Raw genomic sequence first — 15,345 nt, forward strand, 5'->3', positions numbered from 1 at the left:
CCCGTGCTCACGACTCGGCGCGTCATCCCAGCGGGGTGGCGCGCCGAGTTGTCGCAGGGACAGGTTAGGCTCGGAGCACCGAATCTCCAGGGAGAGGGAAAGACATGGCACGGATAGGCGAAAGCGCCGATCTGCTCAAGTGCTCGTTCTGCGGCAAGAGCCAGAAGCAGGTCCAGCAGCTGATCGCTGGTCCCGGCGTGTACATCTGCGACGAGTGCGTCGAGTTGTGCAACGAGATCATCGCCGAGCGGCTCGCTGAAGCGAGCGAGGAGACGGTGAGCGAGTTCGACCTCCCGAAGCCGAAGGAGATCTTCGCCTTCCTCGAGGAGTACGTCATCGGCCAGGAGGCCGCGAAGAAGGCGCTCTCGGTCGCGGTGTACAACCACTACAAGCGCGTCCGCTCACGCGCCACGCTCGCTCCCGCCGAGACGGTGCACGACGACATCGAGATCGCGAAGAGCAACATCCTCCTCATCGGGCCGACCGGATGCGGCAAGACGTATCTCGCGCAGACCCTCGCGAAGCGACTGAACGTCCCCTTCGCCGTCGCCGATGCGACCGCACTGACCGAGGCCGGCTACGTCGGCGAGGACGTCGAGAACATCCTCCTCAAGCTCATCCAGGCCGCCGACTACGACGTCAAGCGCGCGGAGACCGGCATCATCTACATCGACGAGGTCGACAAGATCGCCCGCAAGGCGGAGAACCCCTCCATCACGCGCGACGTCTCCGGTGAGGGTGTCCAGCAGGCGCTCCTCAAGATCCTCGAGGGAACCGTCGCCTCGGTACCCCCGCAGGGCGGCCGGAAGCACCCGCACCAGGAGTTCATACAGATCGACACGACGAACGTCCTGTTCATCGTCGCCGGGGCCTTCGCCGGACTGGAGGAGATCATCTCCTCCCGAGCGGGCAAGAAGGGCATCGGTTTCGGCGCACCCCTGCACAGCAAGGGCGACGACGTGAACCTCTTCGGTGAGGTCCTGCCGGAAGACCTCCACAAGTTCGGCCTCATCCCTGAGTTCATCGGCCGGCTGCCGGTCGTCACGACGGTCACGCCGCTCGACCAGCACGCGCTCATGGAGATCCTCACGGTCCCGAAGAACGCGCTCGTGCGTCAGTACCAGCGCATGTTCGAGATCGACGGCGTCGAGCTGGAGTTCGACCAGGCGGCACTCGAAGCGATCGCCGACCTCGCCGTCCTCCGCAAGACCGGTGCCCGAGGGCTCCGAGCCATCATGGAAGAGGTGCTCGGGCCGATCATGTTCGAGGTGCCCTCCACTGACGAGGTCGCTCGCGTCGTCATCACCCGGGAGTCCGTCGTCGAGAACGCGGCCCCGACGATCGTCCCGCGTGCGGCTCGCCGCCAGGAGAAGTCGGCTTAGACGACCCCCAGCGGTGAACAAGCCCGCCGCAGCCCCCGGATCCTCCGGAGTCGCTGCGGCGGGCTTCGTCGTTCAGTCCTCGAGCCCGCGGCGTCGGAGGAGCGGCTCGATGACCGCGTCGCGCCCACGGAAGTCGCGGTAGGCCTCCAGAGGATCCTTCGAACCGCCGACCCCGAGGAGCTTGGTGCGGAAGCGGTCGCCGTTCTCCCTCCTCAGTCCGCCGTTCTCCGTGAACCAGTCGACGGTGTCCGCGTCGAGCACCTCGCTCCAGATGTAGGAGTAGTAGCCGGCGTCGTATCCACCCGAGAAGGTGTGGGCGAAGTACGTGCTCGCGTAGCGGGGCGGGACGGCCGGATTGTCGAGTCCGGCGGATCGGAGTGCCGCCGCCTCGAACGCCTCCACATCGTCGACCCGGTCATCTGCACCGATGCTGTGCCACGCCTGGTCGAGCATCGCCGCTGCAAGGTACTCGCTCGTCGAGAAGCCCTCGTTGAACCCCTCGGACGCCTGGAGCTTCGCTACCAGTTCCTGCGGCATCGGCTCACCGGTCTCGACGTGCCTGGCGTAGCCGGCGAGCACCTCGGGCCACAGCATCCACATCTCGTTCACCTGGCTCGGGAACTCGACGAAGTCCCGGAAGACGTTCGTACCGGAGAACCGCGGGTATTCGACCTCCGCGAAGAGACCGTGCAGCGCGTGGCCGAACTCGTGGAAGAAGGTCGTGACCTCGTCGAGGCTCAGCAGGGTCGGTTCGCCGTCGGCAGGCTTCGGGACGTTCAGGTTGTTGACCACGACGGTGGGCTGGTCGAGCAGGCGGTTCTGGGAGATGAGCGCGTTCATCCAGGCGCCGCCGCGCTTGCTGTCGCGGGTGTACAGGTCGAGGAGGTACAGGCCGAGGCCGGAGCCGTCCTCGTTCCAGACCTCGAAGACACGGGCGTCGGGGTGGTAGCCCCGGAGATCGGTCCGTTCGGCGAAGGTGATGCCGTAGAGCTTGGTCGCTGCGGCGAACACGCCGTCGAAGAGGACCCGCTCCGCTTCGAAGTACGGGCGCATCACGCTGGTGTCGACATCGAACCGGTCGATCCTGACCTGTTCGGTCGCGAACGGCCAGTCCCAGGCCTCGACGGTCTCGAGGCCGGTGACCCGCTCGAGCTCGCGCTGTTCCCGATCCGCATTGCGCGCGGCGGGGATCGCCAGACGGGAGAGGAGCGCTGCGACGGCCTCCGGGGTCCCCGCGGTCTGGTCCGCGGTGACCACTGCGGCGTGCGACGGGAATCCCAGAAGTGCGGCACGCTCAGCGCGGAGGCGGGTGATCTCGAGGACGAGGTCGCGGTTGTCGTTCGGTCCGCCGTGTGTGCCGCGAGCACGGGAGGCCGTCATGATCCGCTCGCGGACGCCACGGTGCGTCAACGACGACAGCGCCGGATGGCCGGTCGGGAGGACGAGGGTGACGAGCCAGCCGTCGAGGCCTCGCTCGGCGGCCGCCTGGGCCGCGGCGGAGATCTCGCCCGCACTCAGGCCGTCAAGCTCCGCGGCATCGGTGAGGTGGACGGCGAGCTCGTTGGTGTCGGCCAGGAGCTGCTTCTCGAACCGGGTGGTCAGTGTCGAGAGGCGGAGATTGAGGTCGGAGAGCCGCTGCTTCTGCTCGGCGTCGAGACCTGCGCCCGCGAGCGTGTGTTCGCTGTACACGCGTCGGACCAGGTAGACCGCCTCGGCGGTCAGCTGGAGCTCGTCGAGACTCGCGTGGACCGCCGCGATCCGCGCGTACAGCGCGGGGTCGAGCCTGATCGCGTCCTCGTGGGCGGCCAGCTGCGGAGCGAGCTCATCCTCGAGTTCATTGGTGAACGCGGAGCTGTCCGCCGAACTCTGATTGAAGAAGACCGCTGCGACCCGCCTGAGGATCGCGCCGCTCCGTTCGAGCGGGATCAGCGTGTTCTCGAAGGTCGGCGCGTCGTCCTGCGCGGTGATCGCCGCGATCTCATCGAGTTGCTGCGCGAACCCGGCTGTGAAGGCGGGGCGGAAGTGCTCCGCGCGGATCTCGCCGAACGGCGGCAGCTGATAGGGGAGTGTGCTCGGCTGGAGGAACGGATTCGTGTGTGATTCCATACCTCACCCTATCCAGCGTGCCGGGGAGGAGGCTCAGTCCTCGTCGTCGTCGTGGTCGTCGTCCGGTCGGGTGAGGCTGACGGATCCGTCCGCGTGCTGACGGATGGTCGTACCGTCGTCGAGCTCGACCACGGGCCGGCGTTCGAGCCAGGTGAGGGTCCAGCGCCACGAGGACGTGTCGACACCCTGCGCGAGCAACTCATGCTCCTCAGCGGCGATGGCCGTCTGCACCGGCGTCGGCACGTTCTCCGGTGGCTTGGCGCCGACGGCCCAGCGGGTTCCGAGTTGCATCACGGCTCCAGGTCGTAGGTGACCCAGCTCGTGCGGGTCGCCAGCTTGTCGTACACGGCCTGGGCGCGCTCGTTGTCGGCGGCGGTGATCCACCGGACGACGCTGTGACCGTCCGCCTTCGCGAGGTCGCGGACGTGCTCGATCAGCGCGGTCCCGACCCCGCCGGTGCGGGCGTCCTCGGCGACGAAGAGGTCGTCGAGGTAGAGCCCGGTCCCACCTGCGAGGGCACGGGGGAACACGCGATAGTGGGCGAGCCCGACGAGGGCGCCCTGTGCGTCCTCAGCGACGAGCGCGGTCAACGGATGGGTCGGGTCGCTGAGCCAGCCCCACACGAGCACGGCCTTCTCGTCGGTCAGGGGGTTGCCGTAGAACTCCCCGTAGCCGGAGTACAGCGCGTGCCAGGCGAACAGGTCGCTCTCGACGGCGGGACGGATGGTGACGCTCATGCGCGTGCCTCCTCGGCGTCGGCCGCCGGCGTGAAGACGATGTCGCCGACCGACAGGACGTCGGCGGTGCGGAACTCGAGGGACTCGATGCGTCCGACGGCGCGGAGGTCGTCTGCGACGAGCTCGAGCAGCTCGATCGATGCGGCGGGTCCGGCGATGACCGCGGAGTCCACCGGGGTCTTCTGGGAAGCCTTGGCGTCGGTCTTCGCGCGCCGGATGCCCGTGAGCGCCTCGCTCGCGAGCTGCAGCACCTGCGGTTCGCCCGCCGCGAGTCCTGCGAACTCCTCGTCGGTCGGCCAGCTGGCACGGTGCACGGAGCCGTCGTGCGTCCAGGACCAGGCTTCCTCGGCCGCGAACGGGATGAACGGGGCGAACAGGCGGAGCAGGGTGGAGAGCGCGATCCGCAGCGCGGCCACCGCCGAAGCCTGCTCAGGGCTCTCTTCGCCGTAGGCCCGCTCCTTGACGAGCTCGAGGTAGTCGTCGCAGAACGTCCAGAAGAACGCCTCGGTGAGCTCGAGGGCGCGCGCGTGGTCGTAACCGGCCAGCGCACTGCTGGCGTCGGCGACGGTCTTGCGGAGGACGCTCAGCATGGCGAGGTCGACGGCCTCCGTCACCGGGGCGTCTTCACGACCGGTGAACCCGAGGATGAATTTCGAGGCGTTGAGCACCTTGATCGCCAGGCGTCGGCCGATCTTGATCTGCGTCGGGTTCTGCGGGTCGAAGGCGGCGTCGGTGCCGAGACGGCTCGAGGCCGCCCAGTACCGGACGGCGTCCGAACCGTGCTGCTCGAGCATGGCCGCCGGCGTGACGACGTTGCCCTTCGACTTCGACATCTTCTTGCGGTCGGGGTCGACGATGAAGCCGGACACGGAGGCGTGCTCCCACGGCTTCTGGTCGTACTCGAGGACGCTGCGGAGCATGGTGGAGAACAGCCAGGTGCGGATGATGTCCTGACCCTGCGGGCGCAGCGAGTACGGGAAAACGAGGTCCCAGAGCTCGGGGTCGCGCTCCCAGCCGCCGGCGAGCTGCGGGGTGAGGCTCGACGTGGCCCAGGTGTCCATGACGTCGACCTCGCCCATGAACCCACCGGGGACGCCGCGCTGCGACTCGTCGTAACCGGGTGCGGCATCGCTGGACGGGTCGACGGGCAGAGCGGCGTGGTCTGGCGCGATCGGCTGGTCGTAGACCGGGTTGCCGTCGGCGTCGAGCGGGTACCAGAGGGGGATCGGCACTCCGAAGAAGCGCTGGCGGGAGATCAGCCAGTCGCCGGACAGGCCACCGACCCAGTTCTCGTAGCGCACGCGCATGAAGTCGGGGTGCCACTCGAGCTCCGAGCCGAGTTCGAGGAGGCGGCCGCGGAGCTGTTCGTCGCGGGCGCCGTTGCGGATGTACCACTGGCGGGTCGAGACGATCTCGAGCGGCTTGTCGCCCTTCTCGAAGAACTTCACCGGGTGGGTGATCTGTTTCGGCTCACCGATCAGGTCGCCCGAGGCTGCGAGGAGGTCGACCACGGTCTGCTTGGCGCTGAAGACGGTCTTCCCGGCGAGCTGCGCGTACGCCTCGAGGCCTGCTTCGGAGGTGATCGCCTCAGGCGCCTCCGAGATGACGCGGCCGTCGAAGCCGAGGATCGCGCGGTTGGGGAGGTCGAGTTCGCGCCACCACACGATGTCGGTGATGTCGCCGAAGGTGCACACCATCGCGATGCCGGCACCCTTGTCGGGCTGGGCGAGGTGGTGGGCGAGCACAGGCACCTCGACGCCGAACACGGGCGTGGTCACGGTCGTGCCGAACAACGGCTTGAAACGCTCGTCGTCGGGGTGGGCGACGAGGGCGACGCAGGCGGGGAGGAGCTCCGGCCGTGTGGTCTCGATCTCGATGGTGCCGCCGTCGGGGCGGTGGAAGGAGAGTCGACGGTAGGTGCCCGGCTGCTCCTTGTCCTCGAGCTCCGCCTGGGCGACCGCCGTGCGGAAGGTGATGTCCCAGAGGGTCGGCGCCATGGCCTGGTAGGCCTCGCCGCGGTCCAGGTTGCGCAGGAACGCGAGCTGGCTCGCCGTGATCGACTCGTCGCCGATGGTGCGGTAGCTCTGCGTCCAGTCCACGGAGAGGCCGAGCGCCCGCCAGACGGCCTCGAACTGCTGCTCGTCCTCGACGGTGAGGCGCTCGCACAGCTCGATGAAGTTGCGACGCGAGATCGGGATCTGGTCGGCGGCCTTGGTGCTCTTGTTGTCGCCACCCTCGAACGGCGGGGTGAAGTCGGCGTCGTAGGGGAGCGTCGGGTCGCACCGGACGCCGTAGTAGTTCTGGACGCGGCGTTCGGTCGGCAGGCCGTTGTCGTCCCAGCCCATGGGGTAGAAGACGCGCTTGCCGGTCATCCGCTGGTAGCGGGCGATCACATCGGTGTGCGTGTAGCTGAAGACGTGACCGATGTGCAGGGAGCCGGATGCGGTCGGCGGCGGGGTGTCGATCGAGTAGATGCACTCACGCGTGGCGCCGTCGCGCTCGAACCGGTAGGTCCCCGCGGACTCCCAGGAGGAGCCCCACTTCTGCTCGAGACCTTCGAGGGCCGGCTTGTCCGGGATGCTGGCAGCGGTCATGAGGCGATCTCCTGCTGATATGTGCGGCACCGTGTCTGCGTGCCTGAGTGTGTGGGAACATCCCATGCTATCGCAGGGGACCGGGAGGATGCCGGACCGCAGACCGTCATCCTCCGCCGATAGCATCGGACCGTGTCGACCAGAGCCGCCTCCGGCCCCGTGAGAGCCGACCTCCAAGGCCTTCGTGCCGTGGCGGTCTCGCTCGTCGTGGTGTTCCATCTCTGGCCGGGGCTCGTGCCGGGCGGGTTCGTCGGCGTCGACGTGTTCTTCGCGATCTCCGGGTTCCTCATCACGGCGCACCTCGTCGCCGAGGTCGAGCGATCCGGTTCGGTCCGACTCGGGCGGTTCTGGGCCCGGCGCGCACGCCGACTGCTCCCCGCCGCGCTCGCCGTCCTCACCGCGACCCTCGTCGCGAGCTGGTACCTCGCACCGCTCGGGGACCTGCCCCGGTTCCTGCGCGAGATCGCGTGGTCGGTCCTGTACATCGAGAACTGGGCGCTCGCCGGATCCGCGATCGACTACCTCGCGGCAGAGGACGCTCCGTCGCCCGTGCAGCACTTCTGGTCGCTGTCGGTCGAGGAGCAGTTCTACCTCGTCTGGCCGATCCTGGTCCTCGTCGCCGGCTGGCTCGCCGTGCGGTTCGCCCGACGCTCGGCCGCGCCGTCGGTACGGCGTCGGGGCGTCGCGATCGCGATCGGACTCGTCTGCATCGCGTCGGCCGCCTGGTCGGTCGTCTTCACCGCGCAAGACCCGTCCCCGGCCTACTTCGCGACGACGACGAGGGCCTGGGAGTTCGCCGCCGGCGGACTGACGGCGATCCTGGTGGCCGAGGGAGCCCGGCGCGGGTGGGCGCTGCGGGCGGGTGCGCGCACGGTCGTCGCCTGGCTCGGGTTCGCCGCGATCGGGGCGGCTGCCGTCTGGTTTTCGGGGGAGACGCCCTTCCCGGCGTTGACCGCGGCGCTGCCGGTGGGCGGGACGATCGCCGTGATGGCGGCCTGGGCCCCGGACGTCCGGTGGTCGCCGACCACGCTGCTCGCCCGGGCGCCGATCCAGTGGCTCGGCGACCGCTCCTACGCGGTCTACCTCTGGCACTGGCCCCTCATCGTGTTCGGCGGGATCGTGCTCGCTCGGTCGGCCTCCATCCCCGAGCAGATCGTCCTGCTCCTCATCACGGGCGTCCTCGCGGAGGTGACGACGCGGTTCGTGGAGCACCCGATCCGGTTCGGGCGGATCGCCGGTTGGCGGCCAAGACGGGTCATCGGTGCGACCGCCCTCGCGATGAGCGTCCTGTTGATCGCCTCGATCGGGGTGCTCCCCGGTGCCGAGGCACGCATCGCCGCCGAACAGCAGCGCATCGAGACCCTGGTCGCGACCCCGTCGAACTGCCTCGGTGCCGCGGAGCTCGTCGATGCTGCAACGTGTCCGCAGGACGACGGAGCATCATCGGACGGCACGGAGGGCTCCGGTGGCGAGACCTCGCGCGACGGTTCCTCGGCGTCTCCCGGGGATGAGACCCGCCGGGTCGTCATTCCTGATGCGTCGCTGGCCGACCTGCCGCCGGACCGCTGCATCACCGACATCCGCGCTGCCGCGTTCGAGGTCTGCGCCTACGGCGCCAGCGCGGAGCAGGCGACGAGGACGGTGGCGCTCATCGGGGACTCCCACGCCGAGCAGTGGTTGCCGGCGTTCGCGACGGCTGCCGAGACGAACGGGTGGCGGCTCCTCGTCGCGGCGAAGAGCTCCTGCCCGTTCAGCGACGCCGAGCGCACGGAGCCCGGGACGAGCGCGGCGGTGCTCGCCGAGATGCGCGCCGGGTGTTTGAGCTGGAACCGCGACGCCCTCGGGCTGCTGCAGGACGAACCGGAGATCGACACGCTCGTCGTCTCGGCGCGCGCCCGGAACCCGGTCGTCGCCGAGGGGGACCGCGACTGGCGGGAGGTGGCTGTGGAAGCCTATGCGGAGCGCTGGGCGCTCGTGCCAGCGACGATCGAGCAGATCGTCGTCCTGCGCGACACCCCGACGATGTCGGACGACGTGCTGGAGTGCGTCCGCGACGACGCTGATCCGGAGGACGGGTGCGCCCGGGACCGGAGCGACGCGCTCACGGAGGATCCGCAGTACGAGGCCGCCCTCGCGAGCACCGACCCACGGGTCCGACCCGTCGACCTCTCGGACGCCCTGTGCGCGTCCGATCGGTGCTCGCCGGTGATCGGCGGGGTCCTCGCGTACCGCGACCATCACCACCTGAGCTGGGTGTACGCCGAGACCCTCGCGCCCGTCGTCCAGGCGGTGCTGGACCGGATCCCGACGCCGGAGTCAGACGGTGTCGCGCCCTGACGCCGCACCGGGCGCGATGAGGCGCGGAGCGTCGGCTGCGAGTCGGGCGGTGTAGGGGTGGGCCGGGGCGGTGAAGACCTGCTCGGCGTCGCCATGCTCGACCACCCGCCCGTCCTGCATCACGGCGACCCGGTCGCTCATGTGCCGGATGACGCCGAGGTCGTGGGAGATCAGCAGGTAGCTCAGGCCGTGGCGTCGCTGCAGCTCGTCGAGGAGGTCCAGGATCCTGGCCTGGACGGTGACGTCGAGCGCGGAGACGGGTTCGTCGAGGATGAGCGTCGACGGTCGACTCGCGAGTGCCCGCGCGATCGCCACGCGTTGCCGCTGCCCGCCGGAGAGGGTCCGCGGGCGCGCGCGAGCCAGCGAGGGATCGAGGCCGACGTCCTCGAGGAGACGGGTGATGTCGCGAGGTGCGACTTCGCGTCCATGAACGGCGTCGGCGAGGATGGCGTCGACGCGCCAGCGTGGATCGAACGAGCTCAGCGGATCCTGCGAGACCCAGCCCAGACGGTTCCGTCGTGGACGACGCGCTCGCTCGGGGAGCTCCGACCATGGTTCGCCCTCGAGGAGCACGGTTCCCGACTGTGGCGCGGTGAGGCCGAGTGCGATGCGGGCGAGGGTGGTCTTGCCCGAACCGGACTCGCCGACCACGCCCAGGGTCGTCCCCGGTTCCAGGCGGAGCGAGACGTCGTCGACCGCCAGGATCGCCGAGGCGCCGCGGCCACGCTCGAAGCTGCGGGAGACGGATCGGAACTCGAGCGCGGGTGCGTCCGATCGGTCCTGCGTCGTCGGGCGGGTGCGCGTCGCCGGCTGTTCGGCCACCGGTGCCGCGTCGACCGGCTGGTCTGCGCTGAGGCGTGTCCCTCGAGCGCGGTCGGTGGGGACCGCGGCGATGAGGGCTCGCGTGTACGGGTGTGTCGGCCTGGTCAGCAGCTGTTCGGCCGGCCCCTGCTCGACGACGACACCGCGCTGCATCACGACGAGGTGGTCGGCGATCGACGAGACGACGGCGAGGTCGTGGCTGATCAGGAGGAGGCCCGCCCCGCGCCGCTTGACGTCGTCGAGGAGGCCGATGACACGTGCTTGGACGGTGACGTCGAGCGCGGTCGTCGGTTCGTCGGCGATGAGGAGGTCGGGGTCCAGTGCGATCGCCGACGCGATGAGCGCGCGCTGACGGAGTCCGCCGGAGAGTTCGCCGGAACGTTGGCCGATGCGGGAAGCGGGGTCGGGCATGCCGACGGAGTCGAGGAGTTCGAGCACCCGCCGGGTGCGGGCGGTCCGGTCGAGGTCGGTGCCGAGGCGGAGTGCGTCGTCGATCTCGCGCCCGATCGGTCGCAGGGGGTCGAGCGACACGAGGGCGTCCTGGAGGACGAGTCCGATGCGACGCCCGCGCAGGCGTCGCCAGGCCGATGCTCCGAGTCCGCGGAGGTCGGTGCCGTCGAAGTCGAGTCGAGTGGCCGTCACCCGCGCCGATGCGCCGGCGAGGCCCAGGAGCGATCTGGCGGTCACGCTCTTGCCGGAGCCAGACTCGCCGACGATCGCGACGCAGGTGCCGCGCTCGACCTGGAAGGAGACGCCGGAGACGACGGCGTCCCCGCTGTCGAATCCGACCGTCAGTGCTTCCACCTGGAGCAGTGGACTGGTGTCGCTCATCGGCCATCCTCCCGAGATCGGCGCTGGAGACCCCGGCCGAGGACCGTGGTGGACAGGGCGGTCGCGACGATCATCAGACCCGGGAACGCCGTGAGCCACCACGCCGTCGCGAGGTAGGTTCGTGCTGCGGCGAGCATGGCACCCCATTCCGGCGCGGGTGGTTGCGCCCCGAGCCCGAGGTAGCTCAGGGCGGACGCCCAGACGACCGCCTGTCCGATGCCGAGGGTCGCGAGGACGAACAGCGGGGCGACGGCGTTCGGGAGGATGTGTCGGAACAGGATCCGGGCCGGCCCGTGCCCGAGCACTCGCGCGGCCTCGACGAAGTCGGAGGAGCGGACCTGGAGCAGCTGACCGCGGATGAGGCGCGCGTAGCCCGGCGCCGTCGACAGGCCGACCGCGATCGTCGCCGTGACGGGACCGGGCCCCGCGATGACGATCACGAGGAGCGCGAGCAACAGGCCGGGGAACGCGAAGAGCACTTCGAGGACGCGTCCTACGGCGAAGTCCGCGATCCGCCCGCCGACTGCGGCGATCGTCGCGAGGACTGCTCCGAGGATCAGTCCGATGGCCGTCGCGGCGACGCCGATGAGGAGCGAGGTCCCCGCACCGTGCACGACCCGGCTCCAGACGTCACGGCCGGACTCGTCCGTGCCGAACCAGTGCGTGAGGGAGGGCGGCGAGAACGCGGCCCGCGGGTCGACCGCCGTCGGTGACGCTGTCGCGAACAGCTGGGGGGCGAGCGCACAGCCGAGCAGGAACAGCACCACTACAGCAGCGACGATCTCGGGTGCGCCGAATCCCGACGACCGGCGCCATCCGCGGCGGACCCGGGCGTCGGCGCTTCCGGACGCCGGCGTGATCGCGAGCCCGCTCATGAACCGGACCGCCGGATCCGGTCGCGTGGGTCGAGCATCTCCGCCGCGAGGTCCGCGAGGAACATGACGACGACGTACGCCACCGCCGAGCTCAGCACCACGCCGGTGACCACCGGGACATCGCGGACGGTCACCGCCTGGAGCAGCGTCCGCCCGAGGCCAGGCCGGGCGAAGATGGTCTCCACCACCACCGCGCCGCTGATGAGGTACCCGAAGGCCCATCCCGACAGGTTGACCGCGGGCACGGCGGCGTGGCGTAGGCCGTGTCTGAGCAGGAGGCCGGTGGTCGATTCACCACGGGCGGCCGCGGAGACGGCGAACGGTGCGCTCCCCGCGTCGAGCAACGGTTCCCGCATCACCTGGGCCAGGAACCCGGCGACCGGGATGGCCAGGGTCAGCACGGGGAGGATGAGACCGACCGCATCACCCGTGCTCACCGGAGGGAGCCATCCGAGCCAGGTGCTGAAGAGTGTGATGAGGACGGTCGCGAGCCAGAACTGGGGGAGCGACGCCGCCACGAGCTCGACGGCCGATCCGAGGGCCGCGGACACCCGCCCACCACGGGTCGACCAGACCGCGAGGCCGAGCGCGAGGAGCCAGGCGACGGCGAGCGACGCCGTCGCCAGTACCAGCGTCCCGCCGAGCTGTTCGCCGAGCACCTGGGCCACCGGCGTGCGGAGGGACGCCGACTCGCCGAGATCCCCCTGGACCAGTCGGACCAGTTGCGCGAGGTACTGCACGAGGAGCGGCTGGTCCAGGCCGTACTGCTCGCGCACCCGCTCGAGCGCTTCAGCCGACGCCTGGGAGCCGGGGCCGCCGAGATAGGCCTGCGCCGGATCGCCGGGGATCAGCCGGACGGCGAAGAAGGTGACCGTCGCGACCGCCCAGAGCACGAACACCGCACCGGCCAGACGCGCCCCGATCCGCCCGGCCAGGCGGCGGAGGTCGCGTCCCGAGCTGCCGACGGACGTCACTCCACGAGCCAGGCGTCGCCGAAGACCGGCGTCGACACCGTCGGCAGCGCGCGGACGCCCTGCAGCGAGGTGCTCAGCAGGAAGTGGTTCTGCTGGTCGTAGAGCGGCAGGATGTAGTAGCCGTCGAGGATGATCTGCTGCGCCTGCTCGTAGAGGAACGCCCGCTCCTCGGGATCGAGGGTGTCGCTCGCCTGCTTCAAGATCTCGTCGAGTGCGGGGTCGTCCAGCTGGGCGTGGTTCGCGAAGTAGCCGCTCGGCGCCGGGACGATGCCCGAGGAGTCGTAGAGCACGCGGAGCACGTCCGGTCCCACCTTCGTGTACGGGGCGCTGACGGCCTCGTAGGCGTTGGATCCGAGCGCCTCGTACCAGCTCGAGAGGTCGAGCAGCTCGAGCTGCACGTCGAAGCCGGCGTCGCCGGCTCCGGCCTGGATCTGCTCGAAGAGCGACTGCTCGGCCGGGATCGACTGGTTCGTGCTGACGGGGAACCGGACGGTCAGCCGGACGCCGTCCTTCGTCCGCACGCCGTCCTCGTCCTTCTCGGTCCAGCCCGCCTCGTCCAGCAGCTTGTTCGCCGCATCGAGGTCGTAGCCGAACAGGCTCTCGTCCGAGTAGGCGGTGGCCTCGGCACTCGACAGCGGCGAGTAGGAACGCTTCGCCGTGCCGAAGAACAGGGACTCGATGCCGGCGTTCACGTCCGTCGACCGCACGAAGGCCTCACGTAAGCGCTGGTCGTCGAACGGCGCCTGTCCCGCGTTCAGCTCGATGCGGTTCGAGGCACCGGGGCGCGGTGCGTCCAGGTCGACGATCGTCTTCGAGTCCTTCGCCTGCGCGATCGTGTCGGGCTGCGCGTTGTCGATGATGTCGACGTCGCCGCTCTGGAGTGCCGCGAAGCGCGACGCGGAGTCGGGGATGAAACGCCACGTGATGCCGTCGAGGTACGCCGGCCCGTCGTTCGCGGCGTCGCCGGGTGCCGAGTCGTACGCATCGTTCCGGACGAGCGAGACGTGGTCCTGCTTCACCCACTCGTCCACGACGAACGGTCCGGTACCGACCGGCGCATCGCAGTTCGCCGCTTCACCGCGGGCGATCCCCGTCGGGGACTCCATCGCCGTCCACGGCTGCGACAACGACTCCAGGAGCGCGCTGTCGGGAGCGGAGAGGATGAACCGGGCCGTCGTGGCGTCGAGCGCTTCGACCGACGCGACCTTGCCCACCGCGAGGTAGCCCGTGGACGACTTCGTCGCCGGGTCCTGCAGGTGCTCGATGTTCGCCTTGACCGCCGCCGCGTCGAACGGGGTGCCGTCGGTGAACGTCACGTCCGACCGCAGCGTGAACTCCCAGGTCAGACCGTCCTCCGACGTCGTCCAGGACTCGGCGAGCCACGGGATGATCTCACCCTTCGCGTCTCGGGAGACGAGCGGCTCGAGGAACTGTGCACTCAACAGGGCCTGCGGGTAGTTGCCGCCGACGTGCGGATCGAGACACGTGGGCTCGGCGTCCCCGCTGGCGTAGACGAGGGTCCCACCGGCCTTCGGCGTGCTCGACGCGGCCGGCGTCCCCGGTGCACACGCTGCGAGCAGGACCGCGAGCGGAACGAGCGCCGCGGCGACGCGCAACGGACGACGCGAGGACGCAGGGCGTCGACGGGCAGGGGAGGGGGATGCGGGCACAGGGACTCCAGAAGGCGATCGACCGGGTGCTGAGGGCCCGGTGGCGGCGTCGGACGAATTATTGGACGCCGTCTCGGAACCAGCATAGAGCCTCGGCACCACGCCCCGACCCCTCACACGACGGCTAGGCTCACAGGCGGCGGAAGGAGCCCACATGGCACGACCACCGGCACGGAACGCCGTCGGCAGACCCCGACGATCCTCCCGACGCGTCCTCGAGGAGGCGGCCGCCGAACTCTTCCTCGAACAGGGATACCCCGGCACCACCGTCGACCAGATCGCGAGCCGCGCCGGCGTCAGCCGCAACACCTTCTTCAACTACTTCGGCTCCAAGAGCGACGTCCTCTGGGTCGACGTCGACGCCGCGCTCGCCGGACTCGAACGGGCGCTCGCCGCAGCCGGGGACGCCCCCGCGACGGATGTCGCCGACGCCATGCCGTCACTGCAAGCCGCGCTCCTGGGCATCGCCGAGGAGCGCTCGAACGGCGCCGTGCCCTGGGCGCTCACGCAGATCGAGCTGATGGACACCGCGTGGGAGCTGCAGGCGTCCGGCCTCGAACGTCTGCTGCGTCTCCAAGCCGTGCTCCGGGTCTCGCTCGCGCGCCTCGCCGTCCGCGCCGACGAGCTGACCATCCGGTCCGCCGCAGCGGCGCTCGCCGGCGCGATCGTCGCCGGCGCCGGGGCCTGGGCGGCCGCAGGTGTCGGCCGGGGCGAGCTCGGCGACTACCTCCGCCGCGCGATCGCTCCGGTGGTGGACGGGTACGGCCGCGCCCTCGCCCGGATCGACGGGCCGAGCTCCTCGTAGCCGACCCTCCTCGGAGCCGCTCCGCAGGCTGTACGATGGGACCATCGACATCGATCCGGCCATCACCGGGGAGTCCTCGGCAGAACGGCGACCGCTCAGCGGGAGCCCAGTAGAACCGAGCGGGTCAGGCCCGTCACAGCCGATGCAGAGCGGCCGTTCGAGTGGAGCGGCAAGCGGGGTGGTACCGCGTCGGCAACGCCGGCGTCCTCGCA

Annotated in this window: 11 protein-coding genes; 3 read left to right on the forward strand and 8 right to left on the reverse strand. The window is 70.1% G+C overall.

Annotated features, from left to right (window positions below):
* Positions 1-104: 104 nt before the first annotated feature.
* A complete protein-coding gene (gene clpX / locus ACLIME_RS03870; protein WP_064295154.1) occupies positions 105-1,382 on the forward strand; it encodes an ATP-dependent Clp protease ATP-binding subunit ClpX in 1,278 nt (425 codons plus the stop codon).
* 72 nt (positions 1,383-1,454) lie between these two features.
* Here the strand turns inward: clpX and ACLIME_RS03875 are convergent, their stop codons facing one another.
* The 4 genes from ACLIME_RS03875 to valS are packed head-to-tail and all read right to left on the reverse strand — an operon-like array spanning position 1,455 to position 6,819.
* Positions 1,455-3,488 (reverse strand): M3 family metallopeptidase, encoded by a 2,034-nt coding sequence (locus tag ACLIME_RS03875; protein WP_411558236.1) that lies wholly within the window; start codon positions 3,486-3,488, stop codon positions 1,455-1,457.
* A 33-nt stretch (positions 3,489-3,521) separates the two neighbouring features.
* Positions 3,522-3,779: a hypothetical protein gene (locus ACLIME_RS03880; RefSeq protein WP_159878464.1), complete on the reverse strand. Its 258-nt coding sequence runs from the start codon at positions 3,777-3,779 to the stop codon at positions 3,522-3,524.
* Entirely contained in the window at positions 3,779-4,225 is a 447-nt protein-coding gene (locus tag ACLIME_RS03885; RefSeq protein ID WP_064295157.1) for a GNAT family N-acetyltransferase, read from the reverse strand. The genes ACLIME_RS03880 and ACLIME_RS03885 overlap by 1 nt, the downstream gene beginning before the upstream one ends.
* Positions 4,222-6,819: a valine--tRNA ligase gene (gene valS / locus ACLIME_RS03890; protein ID WP_411558237.1), complete on the reverse strand. Its 2,598-nt coding sequence runs from the start codon at positions 6,817-6,819 to the stop codon at positions 4,222-4,224. Before valS ends, ACLIME_RS03885 begins: the two co-directional genes overlap by 4 nt.
* A 132-nt stretch (positions 6,820-6,951) precedes the next feature.
* Between valS and ACLIME_RS03895 the strand changes: the two genes are divergently transcribed.
* Positions 6,952-9,156 carry an acyltransferase family protein gene (locus ACLIME_RS03895; protein WP_411558238.1) on the forward strand — a complete coding sequence of 735 codons (2,205 nt, stop codon included), beginning with the start codon at positions 6,952-6,954 and terminating at the stop codon, positions 9,154-9,156.
* On the opposite strand, the gene ACLIME_RS03900 is transcribed toward ACLIME_RS03895, so the two are convergent.
* Genes ACLIME_RS03900 through ACLIME_RS03915 form a run of 4 tightly spaced genes read right to left on the reverse strand, consistent with a single transcriptional unit; the run spans position 9,136 to position 14,274 of the window.
* Positions 9,136-10,809 (reverse strand): dipeptide ABC transporter ATP-binding protein, encoded by a 1,674-nt coding sequence (locus tag ACLIME_RS03900; RefSeq protein ID WP_411558239.1) that lies wholly within the window; start codon positions 10,807-10,809, stop codon positions 9,136-9,138. The genes ACLIME_RS03895 and ACLIME_RS03900 overlap by 21 nt on opposite strands.
* On the reverse strand, positions 10,806-11,684 hold the full coding sequence (locus ACLIME_RS03905) for an ABC transporter permease (protein WP_124769182.1): 879 nt from the start codon (positions 11,682-11,684) through the stop codon (positions 10,806-10,808). The genes ACLIME_RS03900 and ACLIME_RS03905 overlap by 4 nt, the downstream gene beginning before the upstream one ends.
* Positions 11,681-12,658 carry an ABC transporter permease gene (locus ACLIME_RS03910; RefSeq protein ID WP_411558240.1) on the reverse strand — a complete coding sequence of 326 codons (978 nt, stop codon included), beginning with the start codon at positions 12,656-12,658 and terminating at the stop codon, positions 11,681-11,683. The genes ACLIME_RS03905 and ACLIME_RS03910 overlap by 4 nt, the downstream gene beginning before the upstream one ends.
* A complete protein-coding gene (locus ACLIME_RS03915; protein WP_411558241.1) occupies positions 12,655-14,274 on the reverse strand; it encodes an ABC transporter substrate-binding protein in 1,620 nt (539 codons plus the stop codon). Before ACLIME_RS03915 ends, ACLIME_RS03910 begins: the two co-directional genes overlap by 4 nt.
* Positions 14,275-14,482: 208 nt before the next feature.
* Here ACLIME_RS03915 and ACLIME_RS03920 point away from each other — a divergent pair, with 208 nt between their 5' ends.
* A complete protein-coding gene (locus ACLIME_RS03920) occupies positions 14,483-15,133 on the forward strand; it encodes a TetR/AcrR family transcriptional regulator (RefSeq protein WP_079705719.1) in 651 nt (216 codons plus the stop codon).
* Positions 15,134-15,345: the final 212 nt, after the last annotated feature.

This window comes from Plantibacter sp. MPB07 (assembly GCF_046619465.1).
Lineage (GTDB): Bacteria > Actinomycetota > Actinomycetes > Actinomycetales > Microbacteriaceae > Plantibacter > Plantibacter auratus.

Excerpts from the sequence above, each read along its gene's own strand:
- clpX (WP_064295154.1), top strand. The coding sequence starts at position 105 with ATGGCACGGATAGGCGAAAGCGCCGATCTGCTCAAGTGCTCGTTCTGC.
- ACLIME_RS03875 (WP_411558236.1), bottom strand. The coding sequence starts at position 3,488 with ATGGAATCACACACGAATCCGTTCCTCCAGCCGAGCACACTCCCCTAT.
- ACLIME_RS03880 (WP_159878464.1), bottom strand. The coding sequence starts at position 3,779 with ATGCAACTCGGAACCCGCTGGGCCGTCGGCGCCAAGCCACCGGAGAAC.
- ACLIME_RS03885 (WP_064295157.1), bottom strand. The coding sequence starts at position 4,225 with ATGAGCGTCACCATCCGTCCCGCCGTCGAGAGCGACCTGTTCGCCTGG.
- valS (WP_411558237.1), bottom strand. The coding sequence starts at position 6,819 with ATGACCGCTGCCAGCATCCCGGACAAGCCGGCCCTCGAAGGTCTCGAG.
- ACLIME_RS03900 (WP_411558239.1), bottom strand. The coding sequence starts at position 10,809 with ATGAGCGACACCAGTCCACTGCTCCAGGTGGAAGCACTGACGGTCGGA.
- ACLIME_RS03905 (WP_124769182.1), bottom strand. The coding sequence starts at position 11,684 with ATGAGCGGGCTCGCGATCACGCCGGCGTCCGGAAGCGCCGACGCCCGG.
- ACLIME_RS03920 (WP_079705719.1), top strand. The coding sequence starts at position 14,483 with ATGGCACGACCACCGGCACGGAACGCCGTCGGCAGACCCCGACGATCC.